The sequence below is a fragment of the Streptomyces sp. G5(2025) genome (assembly GCF_049542075.1).
GTDB lineage: Bacteria > Actinomycetota > Actinomycetes > Streptomycetales > Streptomycetaceae > Streptomyces.
In genome coordinates this window covers 5,263,163-5,278,509 of the sequence record NZ_JBMUZT010000006.1, presented here as the reverse complement: position 1 = coordinate 5,278,509, position 15,347 = coordinate 5,263,163, and the positions used below count along the sequence as shown (strand labels likewise).

11 protein-coding genes are annotated in these 15,347 nt (G+C 71.8%); 1 reads left to right on the top strand and 10 read right to left on the bottom strand.

Translation table 11 applies throughout. From position 1 onward, the window contains the following. Positions 1-109: 109 nt before the first annotated feature. From ACOBQB_RS34910 to ACOBQB_RS34895, 4 genes are all read right to left on the bottom strand, one after another. A complete protein-coding gene (locus ACOBQB_RS34910; RefSeq protein ID WP_423597602.1) occupies positions 110-433 on the bottom strand; it encodes a hypothetical protein in 324 nt (107 codons plus the stop codon). Then, the gene (locus ACOBQB_RS34905) at positions 430-798 is read right to left on the bottom strand and encodes a WhiB family transcriptional regulator (RefSeq protein ID WP_127913289.1); all 369 of its coding nucleotides are present in this window, start codon (positions 796-798) and stop codon (positions 430-432) included. Before ACOBQB_RS34905 ends, ACOBQB_RS34910 begins: the two co-directional genes overlap by 4 nt. Before the next feature lie 169 nt (positions 799-967). After that, positions 968-1,309, bottom strand: a complete 342-nt coding sequence (locus ACOBQB_RS34900; RefSeq protein WP_423597600.1) for a hypothetical protein — start codon at positions 1,307-1,309, stop codon at positions 968-970. Between the two features lie 163 nt (positions 1,310-1,472). Next, on the bottom strand, positions 1,473-3,683 hold the full coding sequence (locus ACOBQB_RS34895; protein WP_423597598.1) for an ATP-dependent DNA helicase UvrD2: 2,211 nt from the start codon (positions 3,681-3,683) through the stop codon (positions 1,473-1,475). Positions 3,684-3,859: 176 nt separating this feature from the next. On the opposite strand from ACOBQB_RS34895, the gene ACOBQB_RS34890 reads away from it, so the two are divergent. After that, positions 3,860-4,102 (top strand): mycoredoxin, encoded by a 243-nt coding sequence (locus tag ACOBQB_RS34890; protein ID WP_127912822.1) that lies wholly within the window; start codon positions 3,860-3,862, stop codon positions 4,100-4,102. A gap of 34 nt (positions 4,103-4,136) precedes the next feature. On the opposite strand, the gene nudC is transcribed toward ACOBQB_RS34890, so the two are convergent. The 6 genes from nudC to ACOBQB_RS34860 form a co-directional block, all read right to left on the bottom strand. Further along, complete coding sequence (nudC, locus tag ACOBQB_RS34885; protein WP_423597596.1) at positions 4,137-5,084, bottom strand: NAD(+) diphosphatase; 948 nt, start codon at positions 5,082-5,084, stop codon at positions 4,137-4,139. 78 nt (positions 5,085-5,162) lie between these two features. Further along, the gene (locus tag ACOBQB_RS34880; RefSeq protein ID WP_423597594.1) at positions 5,163-6,572 is read right to left on the bottom strand and encodes a dipeptidase; all 1,410 of its coding nucleotides are present in this window, start codon (positions 6,570-6,572) and stop codon (positions 5,163-5,165) included. A 10-nt stretch (positions 6,573-6,582) separates the two neighbouring features. After that, the gene (locus ACOBQB_RS34875; RefSeq protein ID WP_423597592.1) at positions 6,583-10,275 is read right to left on the bottom strand and encodes an ATP-dependent DNA helicase; all 3,693 of its coding nucleotides are present in this window, start codon (positions 10,273-10,275) and stop codon (positions 6,583-6,585) included. A gap of 151 nt (positions 10,276-10,426) precedes the next feature. Beyond that, positions 10,427-11,122, bottom strand: a complete 696-nt coding sequence (locus tag ACOBQB_RS34870; RefSeq protein ID WP_423597590.1) for a hypothetical protein — start codon at positions 11,120-11,122, stop codon at positions 10,427-10,429. Between the two features lie 97 nt (positions 11,123-11,219). Beyond that, positions 11,220-14,480 carry an ATP-dependent helicase gene (locus ACOBQB_RS34865; RefSeq protein ID WP_423597588.1) on the bottom strand — a complete coding sequence of 1,087 codons (3,261 nt, stop codon included), beginning with the start codon at positions 14,478-14,480 and terminating at the stop codon, positions 11,220-11,222. A gap of 250 nt (positions 14,481-14,730) precedes the next feature. Continuing rightward, positions 14,731-15,222 (bottom strand): MGMT family protein, encoded by a 492-nt coding sequence (locus ACOBQB_RS34860; protein ID WP_423597586.1) that lies wholly within the window; start codon positions 15,220-15,222, stop codon positions 14,731-14,733. Between the last annotated feature and the right edge of the window lie 125 nt (positions 15,223-15,347).

Sequence of the window (15,347 nt, the reverse complement as noted above, 5' to 3'; positions counted from 1 at the left end):
TGCTGCGGCTTCTGCTCGTCCACCCGGCGACGATATCGCCGGGCAGTCAGCTTCGGTGAGCGCGACGCACTACGGGGGCCGGTCCGTTGGGACCGGCCCCCGTCGGGACTTACTGCATGACCGCGATGGCGAGCGCGCGCCGGGCACGCAGCGAGGCGCGCTCCGCGCGGCGCTGCATGCGGCGGGCCGCCATCAGGCGCTCGGCCGGGCGTTCCGCCTCGGCTTCACGCAGTCGTTCGTGCATATGCGCACGAGCCATGGCTTCTGGGATGAGTTGCATCTCTCGGGTCCTGTTCTGGCGCGAGGTGTGCGCGCTGGTGGTGGTGAAGTCTCGGGTCGCGGAGCCTGCGGGCTCGCGGGTGGCTGCCTTCATCGGGGCCTGCTTCTTGGGGTCGTGCGTCAGGGGGCGGTCAATGGTTCCGGCGGTGCTCATGCGACGACCGGGTTCTTGCGCGGGCGGCCACGGGGCCGCTTGCGGGCAACGACCACGCCTTGGACGAACAGCTCGCCGCCCCAGACGCCCCACGGCTCACGCCGCTCCTTGGCGCCCGCGAGGCAGGCCTCCACCAGCGGGCAGGTGCGGCAGAGGGACTTCGCGTATTCGACGTCGGCCGGGGACTCGGCGAAGAAGACCTCGGGGTCGTAGGCGCGGCAGGGGACGGGAACGCCGAGGTTCTCGATGGCGTCGTCGAGCGCGGTGAGCGCGGTGAGGGGAGTCAAGGTCGGGTCCTCCGTGGGAGTGGGCGGGGAGATCACCTGTGAAGGCGGTACGGACGGGGCGTGCGCTTCGAGTTGCACGGTGGTGTTTTCCTCGTCTGGTCGTGCCGGCCTGGGTCGGCCGGTTGGCGGCTGGTACCGGGTCTTGCTCTTGACCCCTTCGCTGTGTCTCCCTGTTTCGGGGAAAACAGAAGGGCCGCGGATCCCGGGTGGGGTTCCGCGGCCCTGAAGGCGCCTGTCTGATCGAGGATCAGACTGGATCACTCCAGGGTTCGAGCCCACGGAAGGCCCACATCATGTGGTGGTGCGTCGTCTGCTTCCGGAATCCGGCACCGGCCGCGGCAAAGGCATAGGCCTGAGCCTGCGCCTCCGCTACTGCTGCTTCCGGTGCCTTGGTCGGTCGCTCATTGCCCTCATTGGCCTCGCGAATGGAGAGACCGGAGAGAGGCAGGGAGGAGGACATCGGCAGGACGGCGGGGATGCCGCCGGACAGACCGGTGCCCTGGTTCGAGAAGCCGAGCAGGCAGGAAGCGACGACCGAGCGATCGGTCATTTTGGCGGTGCTGATGAAGCTCTTGTTGATGCTGATCACTGGAATTCGCCTCCTCTCGGCGTCTGAGGGATCGACCGGAACCGATCCTGCGGACTGACAAGTACAGCACGGCCCAGGGGCTTCGAAGAAGCCGCTGTTCCGTGCTTAAGAACCTATGGGTCTTCCTTGCGCATGCGCAAACTATTTTTTCGACGAGTTTGAATCATTCTCCATCGGCGCCCCTTACACCCTCCTGACCTGCGCAGATGGCGAGGACCTCGGCGCCGAAGCGGTGGAACTTGCGGACACCGACACCAGGGATCCGCGCCAGCTCGCCCTCGTCGTCGGGCACGGCTTCCGCGATGGCGATCAAGGTCTTGTCCGTGAAGACGCAGTACGCGGGCTGTCCCAGCTGCTTCGCCTGGGCCGATCGCCACTCCCGCAACCGCTCGTAGAGCCCTTCGTCCATGTCGGACGGGCAGTCCTCGCACCGCATGAGCTTCATCTCGCCGGCGTCGGTAAGGGTCCGGCCGCAGACGCGGCAGCGGGCCGGAGTGCGGCTCTTGCGCTGGCGGCGGCCGACCACCGGGGCCGCGCCCTCACCGGCGGTGCCGCGCTCGACGCCGCCGGGGCCGCCGCCCGCGGCCCGGCCTGCCGTGCCCGCTCCGGAGCCCGGGCGCAGACCGTCCAGGAAGCGGCTGGGCCGGCGGTTCGGACGGCCGCCCGGTGAGCGGGACAGGGCCCAGGACAGCGAGAGGTGGACGCGGGCGCGGGTCACTCCCACGTAGAGGAGACGGCGCTCCTCCTCGATCTGCTCGTCGGTCTTGGCGTAGGTGATCGGCATCATGCCTTCGGCGAGACCGACGAGGAACACGGCGTCCCACTCCAGTCCCTTGGCCGCGTGCAGCGAGGCCAGGGTGACGCCTTCGACGGTCGGTGCGTGCTGTGCGTTGGCCCGCTCGTCGAGCTCGGCCACCAGATCGGCGAGGGTCGCCTCCGGCTTGGCCCGCACGAAGTCCTCGGAGAGGCGCACCAGCGCGGCCAGGGACTCCCATCGGTCACGGACCGCGCCGGAACCCGCCGGGGGCTGTGTCGTCCAGCCCTTCGTCGAGAGGACGGCCCGCACCTGGGAGGGCAGGTCGACCACGTCGTCCAGGAGTGCGTCGTTGCCCCCGAAGCGGGCGGCGCCGCGCAGGGCCGCGCCCGCTTCCCGGACCTCGGTGCGCTCGAAGAACCGCTCGGCGCCGCGCAGCTGGTAGGGCACGCCCGCGTCGGCGAGCGCCTGTTCGTAGATCTCCGACTGGGAGTTCGTGCGGAAGAGGACGGCGATCTCGCTGGCGGGGACGCCGTCGGCGAGCAGGGCGCGGATGCGGCGGGCGGCGCCTTCGGCTTCGGCCGGTTCGTCCGCGTACTCCGTATAGACCGGATCTGCGCCGGGGTCGCGCTGGGAGATCAACTCCAGCCGGTGGTCGGCGGCGCGGCCGCGGGCCTGGGAGAGGAGGCCGTTGGCGAGGCGGACGACCTGGGGCGTGGAGCGGTAGTCGCGGACCAGTTTGACGACCGTCGCTCCCGGGTGGCGGGTGCGGAAGTTCAGCAGGTGGTCCGGGGTCGCGCCGGTGAAGGAGTAGATCGTCTGGCTGGCGTCGCCGACGACGCAGAGGCTGTCGCGGTCGCCGAGCCACAGCTCCAGGAGGCGCTGCTGGAGGGGGCTCACGTCCTGGTACTCGTCGACCACGAAGTGCTGGTACTGGGCGCGGACCTGCTCGGCGATGTCGTGCCGGTCCTCAAGGATGCCGACGGCGAGGAGCAGGACGTCCTCGAAATCGATGACGGCGCGGTCGCGCTTGAGGTCCTCGTAGGCCGCGTACAGCTGGGCGATCTCGGCGGGGTCGCGTGGGACGTCGCGGCCGGACTTGGCGGCCGCGGCGGCGTAGTCCGCGGGGACGGTCTGGGTGACCTTGGACCACTCGATCTCGCTGGTCAGGTCGCGCAGCTCATTGCGGTCCAGGCGGATACGGCAGGCGGCGGCCGCGTCCGCGACAACTTTGATCTTGCGGTCGACGATCCTGGGCAGGGAGCCACCGACTGCTTTCGGCCAGAAGAACTGGAGCTGACGCAGGGCCGCGGAGTGGAAGGTGCGGGCCTGGACGCCGGAAGCGCCGAGCTGGCGCAGACGCCCGCGCATCTCGCCCGCGGCCCGGTTGGTGAACGTGACGGCGAGGACACTGGCGGGCTGGAGGATCCCGGCACGCACCCCATAGGCGATCCGGTGAGTGATCGCCCGAGTCTTGCCCGTGCCGGCGCCCGCGAGGACGCACACCGGCCCGTGCAGGGCGGTGGCCACCTCGCGCTGCTCGGGGTCGAGCCCGGCGAGCACCGCGTCGGCCGAGTCCGGGACCTGCGGGAAGAGGGTGGAGTGCGTTGCTGATGTCACCCCGCCATGCTGCCAGGTCGCCAGGGGCAAGTGAGCCGGTTGTCCACAGGGGAGCCCTGCGGTCGTACTAATGCGGGAATGGGGGCCGTGTCTCGTACGTTCGATCCATTGCGATGATGACGGACCCCCGCGTCATCGCGATGACGCACCCCGAGCGACGAAGGAGCACACGAGACATGCCGGGCACTGTGACGATGTACAGCACCACGTGGTGCGGCTACTGCCGCCGCCTCAAGGGCCAGATGGACCGCGAGGGCATCGCGTACACCGAGATCAACATCGAGCAGGACCCGGACTCGGCGGCCTTCGTCGAGAAGGCGAACGGCGGAAACCAGACAGTTCCCACCGTTCTCTTCCCGGACGGCTCGACGCTCACGAACCCTTCGCTGGCGCAGGTCAAGCAGAAGCTGGACGTCTGAGTCCGGCGCCTGGCCTCCGAGCCGGGCAGTCCGGCTAAACCACGGTCCCCGGCTTCGGCAGGGGCTTGCCGTACCAGAGTTCGATCAGGCGGGCCGCGATCGAGATGCCGTAGGGAGGCACGACCTCACCGGACTCGAACGCGGCTCGCAGCTCGTCCCGGGAGAACCAGCGGGCCTCGTGGATCTCCTCACCGTCGACGTTGATCTCCGAAGAGGTCGCGTCGGCCATGAAGCCCAGCATCAGGCTGGAGGGGAACGGCCAGGGCTGGCTCGCGACGTACTCCACGTCGCCGACCGTGACGCCCGCCTCCTCGAAGACCTCGCGGCGCACCGACTGCTCGATGGACTCCCCCGGCTCGACGAAGCCGGCGAGGGTCGAGAAGCGTCCCTCGGGCCAGTGCACCTGGCGGCCGAGGAGGATGCGGTCCTCGCTGTCCCGGACCGCCATGATCACGGCGGGGTCGGTGCGCGGGTAGTGCTCGGCGCCGCACGCCTGGCAGCGGCGGATGTGGCCCGCCGCGGCGATGACGGTGCGCTCGCCGCAGCGCGAGCAGAAGCGGTGCAGGCGCTGCCAGTTCTCCAGGGCGACGGCGTGCACCATCAGTCCCGCGTCCCGGGGTGAGAGCAGCAGGCCCGCCTCGCGCAGTCCCGCGGGGCGCGCCGACTGGTCCATGCGGCCCGGCAGGGTGTCCTTCTGGAGCGCGAAGTAGCTCACGCCGTCGTCGTCCGTACCGAGGAAGTAGCGGTGCTCCTCGGTGAGCGGCGCGTCGAAGGCCGGGGTCATCAGCAGCTCGGTCTGGCCCTCGGGCGTCTCGTCGATGAGCACCTGACCGCCGGACACCACGAAGACCCGGGTCGTCGGGTGGCTCCAGGCGGCGGCCAGCCACGCCTCGTCCATGCGGTGGTGCGCCGCGCGGTCGATGCCGCTCGGCGCGGTCAGCGAGACGGGGCGGTCTGCGGTGCGGTCGGTCCAGGTGGTCACAGGTGCTTCCAACTCCCCCGATGGAATGGGTGGTGCGGCAAGGCGGGCGGCAGGGCGGGCTCGGCTTCGCGGCGACGGTCAGTGGGCGTGGGCGTCCCGCCAGGTCTCCGCGAGGTCACCCCACAGGTAGGCGGTCGTCTCGACGCCCTTCAGGAGCAGGTCGATCTCGACCTTCTCGTTCGGCGCGTGCCAGCCGTCGGACGGGACGGAGATGCCGAGGAAGAGCACGGGTGCGGCGAGCACGTCCTGGAGGTCGGCGGCAGGCCCCGAGCCGCCCTCACGCGTGAAGAGGATCGGCTGCTCGAAGGCGCGGCCCATCGCGCGGACCACGGACTGGAGGGCCGGGTGGTCCAGCGGGGTCAGGCAGGGGCGGGTACCGGGACTGAAGGTGACGGTGTGCCGGATCCCGGCGGGCACGGTGTCCGCCACCCAGGCGCGCACGGCCTCCTCCAGACGGTCCGGGTCCTGGCCCGCGACCAGCCGGAAGGAGAGCTTCACGAGGGCGGACGACGGGATGATCGTCTTGCTGCCCGCTCCTTGGTAACCGCCGCCGATGCCGTTGACCTCGGCCGTGGGGCGGGCCCAGATGCGCTCCAGGGTGGTGTACCCGGCCTCTCCGTGGGAGCCGTGCGACTTGGCCGTACGCAGCCAGCGCTCCTCGTCGAAGGGCAGCTCGGCGAAGAGCGCGCGCTCCGCGGCGGTGAGTTCCGTGATGCCTTCGTAGAAGCCCGGGATCGCCACGCGCGCGTGCTCGTCGTGCAGGGCGGCGACCAGCCGGGCGACCGCGGTGGCGGGGTTGGGCACGGCGCCGCCGAAGGAGCCGGAGTGGATGTCCTGGTCGGGGCCGCGCAGCTCGATCTCGCACTCGGCGAGGCCGCGCATGCCGGTGCACACGGTCGGGGTGTCCTCCGCCCACATGCCGGTGTCGGAGACGATCACCGCGTCGGCGGCGATGCGGTCCTTGTGGGCCTCGATGAGCTGCCGGAAGTGCGGGGAGCCGGACTCCTCCTCGCCCTCGACGAGCAGCTTCAGGTGCACGGCGGGGGCGGTGCGGCCCGTGGCGGCGAGATGGGCGCGGACACCGAGGGTGTGGAAGAAGACCTGGCCCTTGTCGTCGGCCGCCCCGCGCGCGTGGAGGCGGTTTCCCTGGACGACGGGCTCGAAGGGGTCGGTGTGCCAGCCGTCCTCGCGGGCGGCGGGCTGGACGTCGTGGTGGCCGTAGACGAGGACGGTGGGCGCCTGCGGGTCGTCCGATGGCCACTCGGCGAAGACGGCGGGCGCTCCCGCGGTCTCCCAGACCTCCGCGGTCGGGAAGCCGGTCTCCTTGAGGCCGGCGGCGAGCCATTCGGCGCTGCGGCGCACGTCCCCGGCGTGCTCGGGCTGAGCCGACACCGACGGGATGCGCAGCCACTCGGCGAGGTCGTCGAGGAAGGCGGCACGGTGGTTCTCGATGTACGTACGGACGGCGCTGTCCGGTGTCTCGCTCATGGTCACGAGCCTATCCGCCATCCGGGGTGGGCTCGTCCGACGGTTCGCCGCCCTGGGCACCGGCCGGTTCTTCGAGCAGGAGGCGTTCGAGAGCGGCGCGGCCGGGGAGGTTCCTGGGGCGGGCCACTTCCCCGCTGCGCACATACAGGAAGGCGGCCTTCACCGATTCCGGCGGGACGCCCTGCTGCTCGGCCCAGGCGAGGCGGTAGACGGCGAGCTGGAGAGGGTCGGCGGTGCGGGTGCGGCTGGTTTTCCAGTCGATGATCTCGTACGTCGTCTCGTCGCCGTCGCCTTCCTTGTAGACGGCGTCGATACGGCCCCGGATCACACGGTTGGCGATGACGAACTGGAAGGGCACCTCGACACGGTGGGGTGCGCGACGGGCGTACTCGGTGCGCTCGAAGGCTTCCTTGAGTGCTGCCAGGTCACGCTCGTCGGCGATCTCCGCCTCGCCGGGGGCGCCGCCCGGCAGGTCCTCCGGGGCGAGCATCGGCAGCGGGAGCTCCTCGAAGCGGGATTCGACCCAGGCGTGGAAGCGGGTGCCGCGGCGGGCCGCGGGCTGCGGCGGGCGGGGCATGGGCCGGGCGAGGTCCTTGGCGAAGCCATCGGGGTCGGCGGCCAGGCGTATCAGCTCGGACGCGGTGAGCGAGGGCGGTACGGGGATGTCCCTGACCGCCTCACGGGCGCGCAGGAGCTCTCCGGTGAGGGCGTCGAGGTCGCGGTCCCAGGAGGCGAGAGTGCGGGCTTCCTCGGGGGTGAGGCGGGTGCGCGTGACGCGGTCGCCGCCTTGATCGCCTTCGTGACCTTGGTCGCCTCTGTGGTCGTGATCGCCTTCGTGCTCGGGGTCTGCGGGGTGCGGGCGGGCCTCCGAGGGCTGGGCGGGGAGCGGCACGCGCGCGTGGGCGGTGTCCCGGGGCTCGGGGACCTCCGGGGCTCCCAGGACCTCCGGGGCTTCGGCGGGGTGCGGGATCGTCGGGCGCTCCGTCGGCAGGGAGTCCCACTCGGCCAGGTCCACCTCGGCGTCCGGGTCGGTGAAATCGGCGTCAGCGAGACCGGCGTCCGGGAATCCCGCGTCTCCGTAGGGCGCTTCTTCGTCCTCCGGAGGGGGCGGCCACTCCGGGTCGTGGGCCAGGGGGGCGGCTTCATACGCCGAAGGGTGAGCCGTCTCGTGGGAGTGGGCGGCCTCCTGGCCTCCCGTGAGGCGCTCCAGGTGGTCGAGGACGGTTTGGGCGGCGGCACGGCGGCGGGCAAGGGAGGCGTCGTCCAGCGGCAGCGGCCACGCCTGCTCGGCGCTCGCCTCGCTCAGGGCGGGGTTCTCCTCGTCGTCGGCCGGTTCGTCCGCCCACGCCTCGATCTCGCCATGGCCCGCCACGCAGTGGTCGTGCAGGGCCCACAGGAAGTCCGAGGGGCCGCGCGGCTTCTTCTGGGAGGGACCCCACCAGTGGCCCGACCCCAGGAGCAGGGAGCGGGGGCGGGTGAAGGTCACGTAGCCGAGGCGGAGTTCCTCGGTGCGCTGGTGGTCCTTCATCGCTTCGTGGAAGGCCTTCATGCCCTTGGCGCCCCACGCCTCGATGTCGGGCAGGGTGGCCGCGTCGCCGCGCAGCTCGTGGGGGACGACCTTGGCCTGGGCTGTCCATTTCTCGCGGCCCTGCGCGCTCGGGAAGGTGCCGGTGACCAGCCCGGGGACGGCGACGACGTCCCACTCAAGGCCCTTGGACTTGTGGGCGGTGAGCACCTTGACGGTGTTCTCGCCACCGGGCAGGGCGTTGTCGAGGCCCTTCTCGTACTGCGCGGCGGTGCGCAGGAAGCCGAGGAAGGCGAGGAGCGACGCGCTGTTGTCGTTGGCGGCGAAGGAGGCGGCGACGTCCAGGAAGTTCGAGAGGGTCTCGCGGCGGCGGGCCGCCAGAGCGCCCGGCGACGCGGAGAGCTCCACCTCAAGGCCGGTGACCGCGAGCACCCGGTGCAGTACGTCCATCAGCGGGTCGGACAGCGAACGGCGCAGCTCACGCAGCTCGGTGGCGAGCCGGGCGAAGCGCACTCTGGCGTCCGCCGAGAAGGGCAGGCCGTCGTCCCTGGAGGCGTCGGCCGGGTCGAGGGGCGACTCCAGGAACGTGTCGAGGGCGTCCGCAAGCGATATCACCTCGGCCGGGTCAACCCCCTCGACGGCTTCGGCGAGGCGCCGGTCCGGGTCGTCGGGGGCGGTGTGCCCGGGGCGGACGAGCAGACGGGCCCGGCGGCCCAGGAGAGCGAGGTCGCGGGCGCCGATGCGCCAGCGCGGGCCCGTGAGCAGCCGCACCAGCGAGGCGTTCGCCCCGGGGTCCTGGAGGACTTCGCAGACGGCGACGAGGTCGGCGACCTCCGGGAGGTGGAGGAGTCCGGAGAGGCCGACGACCTCCACGGGGATGTCGCGGGCGACGAGCGCGCCCTGGATCTCGGCGAAATCCGTGGCCGTGCGGCACAGGACGGCGATCTCGCCGGGCGCCTTGCCCGTGCGCACGAGGTGGGCGATCGAGTCGCCCAGCCAGTCGATCTCCTCGGCGTGTGTGCGCAGCAGGGCGCAGCGGACCACGCCGTCGCGCTCGGCGCCGGGCGCGGGGCGCAGCGCCTCCACGCCCGCGTGCATCGCGCGCAGGGGCGCCGCGAGGCCGTTGGCTAGGTCCAGGAGGCGGCCGCCGCTGCGGCGGTTCTCGCTGAGCGCGTGGCGCGTGGCGGGGCGCCCGTCGGCGTACGCGAAGTGCTCGGGGAAGTCGTCGAGGTTGGCCACCGAGGCGCCGCGCCAGCCGTAGATCGCCTGGCAGGGGTCGCCGACCGCGGTCACCGGGTGGCCCGTGCCGCCGCCGAACAGGCCGGACAGGAGGATGCGCTGCGCCACCGACGTGTCCTGGTACTCGTCGAGGAGTACGACGCGGAACTCGTCCCGCAGGATGTCGCCGACCTCCGCGCGGGTGCGGGCGAGCGTCGCGGACAGGGCGATCTGGTCACCGAAGTCGAGGAGGTCGCGGGAGCGCTTGGCCGCGCGATACCGCTCGACGAGTTCGGCCAGCTCCAGCCGGGCCGCCGCCGTCTCCGGGACCTTGCGCAGGTCGGCGTTGGTGAGCTTGGCGCCGTCCAGGGCGCGCAGCAGCTCGGTGTCGTACGCGCGGAGGCTTTCGGGGCGTACGAGGTGCTCGGCGAGCTCGCTGTCGAGGGCGAGGAGGTCGCTGATGAGGTCCGGGAAGGACCGGGTCAGCGCGGGATAGGGCCCGGGGGCCTCGCGCAGCACGCGCGCGGCGAGCTGGAAGCGGGTGGCGTCGGCGAGGAGGCGGGAGGTCGGCTCCAGGCCGATGCGCAGGCCGTGGTCGGTCAGGAGGCGGCCGGCGAAGGCGTGGTACGTGGAGATGACCGGCTCGCCCGGAGGGTTGTCCGGGTCGACGGTCTCGGGGTCGGTGACGCCCGCCTTGATCAGGGCCTGGCGCACGCGCTCGGCGAGCTCGCCCGCCGCCTTGTTGGTGAACGTCAGGCCGAGGACCTGCTCGGGGGCGACCTGGCCGGTGCCGACCAGCCAGACCACGCGCGCCGCCATCACCGTCGTCTTGCCGGAGCCGGCTCCGGCCACGATCACCTGAGGAGCAGGCGGCGCGGTGATGCAAGCCGTCTGCTCCGGAGTGAAGGGGATCCCGAGGAGCTCCTTGAGCTGCTCGGGGTCGGTGATACGAGGTGGCACGTCAGAGAGGCTAGCGGTGGCCACTGACAACCGGGACGAATCCGGTCGTCCGTGACCACCGCCTCACGTGTGGACCACCGCCTCGCGTGTGGGCCGATGCCTCACATGTGGGCCGATGCTCCTCATGTGGGCCGATACCTCACGTGTGGCGTCAGGAGGACATGAGTTCCTTGAGGTCCATGACCTCGCTCGCCGGCGGGGCCTTGACCTCGACGGGCTGGCCGTAGTCGGAGAAGTGCATCGTGCCCGGGTCGTCCTTGCCCGTGGTGACGACCTTCAGGAAGTAGGGCTTGCCCTCGGTGGCGACGTAGAAGGTGGACTTCTTGCCCGACTTGTTCTTCGTCAGGACGGCCGCGTTCTTGCCGTCGACCTCGGCGTCCTTCTCACGCTTGAGGCCCTTGAGCTCGCTCGACTTGAACATGTCGTCCGCGTCGCAGAAGCCTTCCTTCTTCTCGTTCGGCGTCTTCACCCACTTGTCCTTCATGCGGGAGGCCTGGGAACCGCCCATGGCCTCCTTCCAGAACGCCTCGTCGCCCTTCATGTACTGGGTGTCGCCCGTGACGAGGAATTCGGCGGCACCCTTCGCGCCACCGTCCATCTTGCCCTTGCAGTCACCGGCCTTGGACACGGAGAAGTCCACCTTGAGCGGCTTGCCGTCCTGCTTGCCCTCACCGGAGACCGTGAAGGAGCCCGCGCCCTTGGACGCGTCGGCCGCCTTGTCGGCGATCTTGTCCGCGCTCATGCCCTCGAAGGGGTCCTTCTCCTCGTCGCTGCCGCAGCCCGCCAGGCCGATGACGGCGGCGGAGCAGGCGACGGCCACCGCAAGGAGCTTCCGATTGGCTGCCATATATGTGCATCTCCTCAAAAATGGTGCACCATCAGTCGGTGCACAGCATGTCTTTACTGAGACTTTAGATCGCTGGAGAGGGTGCTCCGGCACCAGGTCACTCCACCACGTGCCGGCCCTCCGGGCGCGCGCTGCACGAGGCGCGGAACGCGCAGTGGGTGCAGTGCTGTCCGGTGGTGGGCGTGAAGCGTTCGTCGAGCACCTTGCCCGCGGCCGTCGCCAGGAGGTCGCCGATCCACTCCCCGGAAAGGGGCTCCTGGGCCTGCACCTTGGGCAGGGCGTCACCGCCGTTCTTCTTTGCGGCGCCCTGACGCAACTGCACCAGTTCGGCGCCGCCCGGCTCGGGACGCACCCCTCCGAAGGCCTCGTCCGCGGCGCCCTCGCGGATCGCCAACTGGTAGACGGCGAGTTGCGGGTGGCGGGCGACCTCCGCGCTGCTCGGGGCCTGTTTGCCGGTCTTGAAGTCCACTACGTAGGCGCGGCCTTCCGCGTCTTGTTCGACGCGGTCCATCGAACCTCGTACGCGTACTTCGTAGGGGCCCGCTTCGAGTGTCACGTCGAAGCCGTGTTCGCTCGCGACGGGGGTGCGGCTGCCGCGGGCGCCGTTGGAGTCGACGTGCCACTGGAGGAAGCGTTCGAGCGCCACGCGCGCGTGCTCCTTCTCCTGCGCCGACTTCCACGGGGCGTCGAAGGCGAGGGCGTCCCACACCGAGTCGAGGCGCGCCATGAGGACGTCCAGGTCGGCGGGCGTGCGTCCGGAGGCGACCTCGTCGGCCAGGACGTGCACCACGTTGCCGAAGCCCTGGGCGGCGGTCGCGGGTGCGTCCGCCTTCACCTCCCTGCCCAGGAACCACTGCAGGGAACAGGTGTTGGCGAGCTGGTCGAGGGCGCTTCCGGAGAGCACCACGGGCTTGTCGCGGTCCCTCAGGGGCACCTCGCTCGCCGTCGGCTCGTACATGCCCCACCAGCGGTACGGGTGCGCGGACGGCACGAGCGGACGGCCGTCCGCGTCGTTGAGGGCGGCGAGGCGGGCCAGCCGCTGGGCCGCCGCCTCGCGCAGGGTGTCCGAAACGCGCGGGTCGACGGTGGTGGCGCGCAACTCGGCGACGAGCGCCGCGACGGACAGGGGACGGCGCGGACGGCCCGTCACGTCCTTGGGTTCGACGCCGAGTTCCGTGAGGAAGCGGGAGGGCTGGTCGCCGTCGTCCGCGGGCGCCTTCACCGCGGTCACGACGAGCCGCTCACGCGCGCGCGTGGCGGCCACGTAGAACAACCGGCGTTCTTCGGAGAGAAGCGCTCCGGGGGGGAGCGGTTCGGCGAGGCCGTCGCGGCCGATGCGGTCGGCCTCCAGGAGGGAACCGCGGCGGCGCAGGTCGGGCCAGAGGCCTTCCTGGACGCCCGCGACCACGACGAGGCGCCACTCAAGGCCCTTGGAACGGTGCGCCGTCATCAGGCGCACGGCGTCGGGGCGTGCCGCGCGGCGCGTGAGCGTGTCCGCCGCTATGTCCTGCGCCTCGGTCTCCTCAAGGAAGTTGAGGGCGCCACGGCCGCCCGTACGCTCCTCCGCGCGGGCCGCGGCGGCGAACAGGGCGCACACCGCGTCGAGGTCGCGGTCGGCGTTGCGTCCGGCCGCGCCACCGCGCCGCGCCGCGCGCTCCAGGCGTCCGGGCCACGGTGTGCCGTCCCACAGCTCCCACAGCGCCTCTTCGGCCGTGCCACCGCCCGCGAGGCGCTCACGGGCCTTGCGGAGCAGCGCGCCGAGCCGCTGGGCACCTCTGGCGTACGTCGGGTCGTGCGCGACGAGCCGCTCCGGCTCGGCGAGGGCGCGGGCCAGCAGCTCGTCGGAGGGCGGCGGCAGGTGGTTGCCCGCCGCGCGCTCCTCCTCGCGCAGCGCACGGCCGAGCCGACGCAGGTCGGCGGCGTCCATCCCGGCCAGGGGCGAGGTCAGCAGAGTCAGCGCGGTCTCGGTGTCGAGCCAGGCGGGGGGCGTTTCCAAGGCTCCGGGCTCGTCGGAAGTCCCGGCCCGCTCCCCGTCCTCCAGCACGGCGGACGCCACCACCCGCAGCGCCGTCAGCAGCGGCGTCACCGCGGGCTCATGGCGCAGGGCGATGTCGTCACCGTCGATCTCCAGAGGGACGCCCGCCGCGCTGAGGCTGCGGCGGACGGCGGGGATCACGCGGGCGCCGGCGCGGACGAGGACTGCCATGTCGCCCCAGGGGACGCCGTCCTCCAGGTGCGCGCGGCGCAGGATGTCCGCGATGTTGTCCAGTTCCGTGCCGGCCGTCGGGTACGTATACACCTCGACCCGGCCGCCGTCCCGGGCCGGTGTCAGCTCCCGGTGGGCGCGCACCTTCTCCGCGGGCAGCCTGGTCAGCGGCATGCGCCGGGTGAGCAGCCGGGTCGCGGCGAGCAGCTGTGCGCCGGACCTGCGGGACGTCGTCAGGACCTCGACCGGCGCCGGGGTGCCGTCCGCGCGCGGGAAGTCGTACGGGAACTCCAGGATGCCGTTCACGTCGGCGCCCCGGAAGGCGTAGATCGACTGGTCGGGGTCTCCGAAGGCGACGAGTGTCCGGCCGCCCCCGGCGAGCGCGTGCAGCAGCCGTACCTGTGCCGGGTCGGTGTCCTGGTACTCGTCCACGAAGACGGCGTCGTACTGGGCGCCCAGGGCGCGCGCGACCTCGGGGCGGCGCGCGAGCAGGACCGCGCGGTGCACCAGTTCCGCGTAGTCGAGCACTCCTTGCAGGTCGAGTACGTCCAGGTACTCGGCGAGGAAGGAGGCCGCCGCCCTCCAGTCCGGGCGGCCGCTGCGGTGGGCGAAGGCATCCAGGGCGCCCGGGCCGAGCCCCAGCTCACGGCTGCGGGCGAGCACCGCGCGCACCTCGTCGGCGAAGCCGCGGGTGGTGAGGCAGGCGCGCAGTTCGTCCGGCCAGCGGACGTGCCCGTGGCCTTCCTTCGCCAGGTCGATCTGGCCCGCGAGCAGCTCACGTACCGCCACGTCCTGCTCGGGACCCGACAGGAGCCGCAGCGGCTCGACGAACAGGTCGGCGTCCTGGTGGGCCCTGACCAGGGCGTAGCAGAAGGAGTGGAACGTCGTGGCCTGCGGGGCGCGCGCCGCCCCTATGCGCAGCGCCATGCGGTCGCGCAGCTCGACCGCGGCCTTGCGGCTGAAGGTGAGGACCAGCAGCCGTGCCGGGTCCGCGCCGCGGGCGACGCGTTCGGCGACGGCCTCCACGAGGGTGGTCGTCTTGCCGGTGCCCGGACCCGCCAGGACGAGGAGCGGGCCGCCCTTGTGGTCAACCACCGCGCGCTGACCTGCGTCCAAGCGAGGGGGCTCCAACGGGTCCTGCGGGGTACGCACCAGTCGGTAGGCACCCGGAGTCCCCTGTCGTACCTGGTGGTGCGACAGGTGCCGAACGTGCCGGGCAGAAGAGGGGAACTCACGTGGGTCGCCGGTCCTGGTGGGGGTGCTGGTCGAAAAGTCGCCGCGCGGGAGCCGCGGGATGATGGGGATGTGTGCTGTCGACGCTACGCCAGTGGGCGCGGTGGACGCGTGGCTTCCCCCGTACGGGCCACCGGTCCCCCCTCGGGCCGCCGGATGCCGGAAGCTGTCAGGTGTGAGCCTTCGGAGTCTGCGGGCGAGCGTCACCCGCGGCGTCGCCTCCCGCGCCGCCGTCCCACCGCGCCCGCCGCATGTCGAGCTTCGGCACGTGCCCCAGGGCGGCGGGCGAAGCCTGCCGCAAGGGCGTGCCCTCCTCACGGTAGCGTTCCAGGGCCCGCAGTTCGTGGCCCGGCAGCAGGACACCATCCGAGCGGACGACCCGCCACCATGGAACGGCGCCTCCGTAGAGGGCCATCGCCCGGCCCACCTGGCGCGGGCCGCCCTCCTCCAGCCACTCGGCGATGTCCCCGTACGTCATCACGCGCCCCGGAGGGATCAATTCCGCGACCTCAAGGACCCGCTCTGCGTACTCGGGGTACTCGGGGTACTCGGGGTACTCGGGGTACTCGGGGTACTCGGGGTACCCAGGGTCCTCAGGCACCGCGTCGCCCGCAGCGTCGATCGGCGCCTGTCGCTCTCGCTCTCCGCTCTCGTCGCTCATCCTGACCATCCTGCCGTACCCCACCGACACCGTGACCGGCCCGCCACAGAGCGTCCCGCAGGGCGGCCGACAGGGCACAAAGTGTCGTTTCGTGACCACTTCGCGTCCTTGTGTTGCCCCCTGCC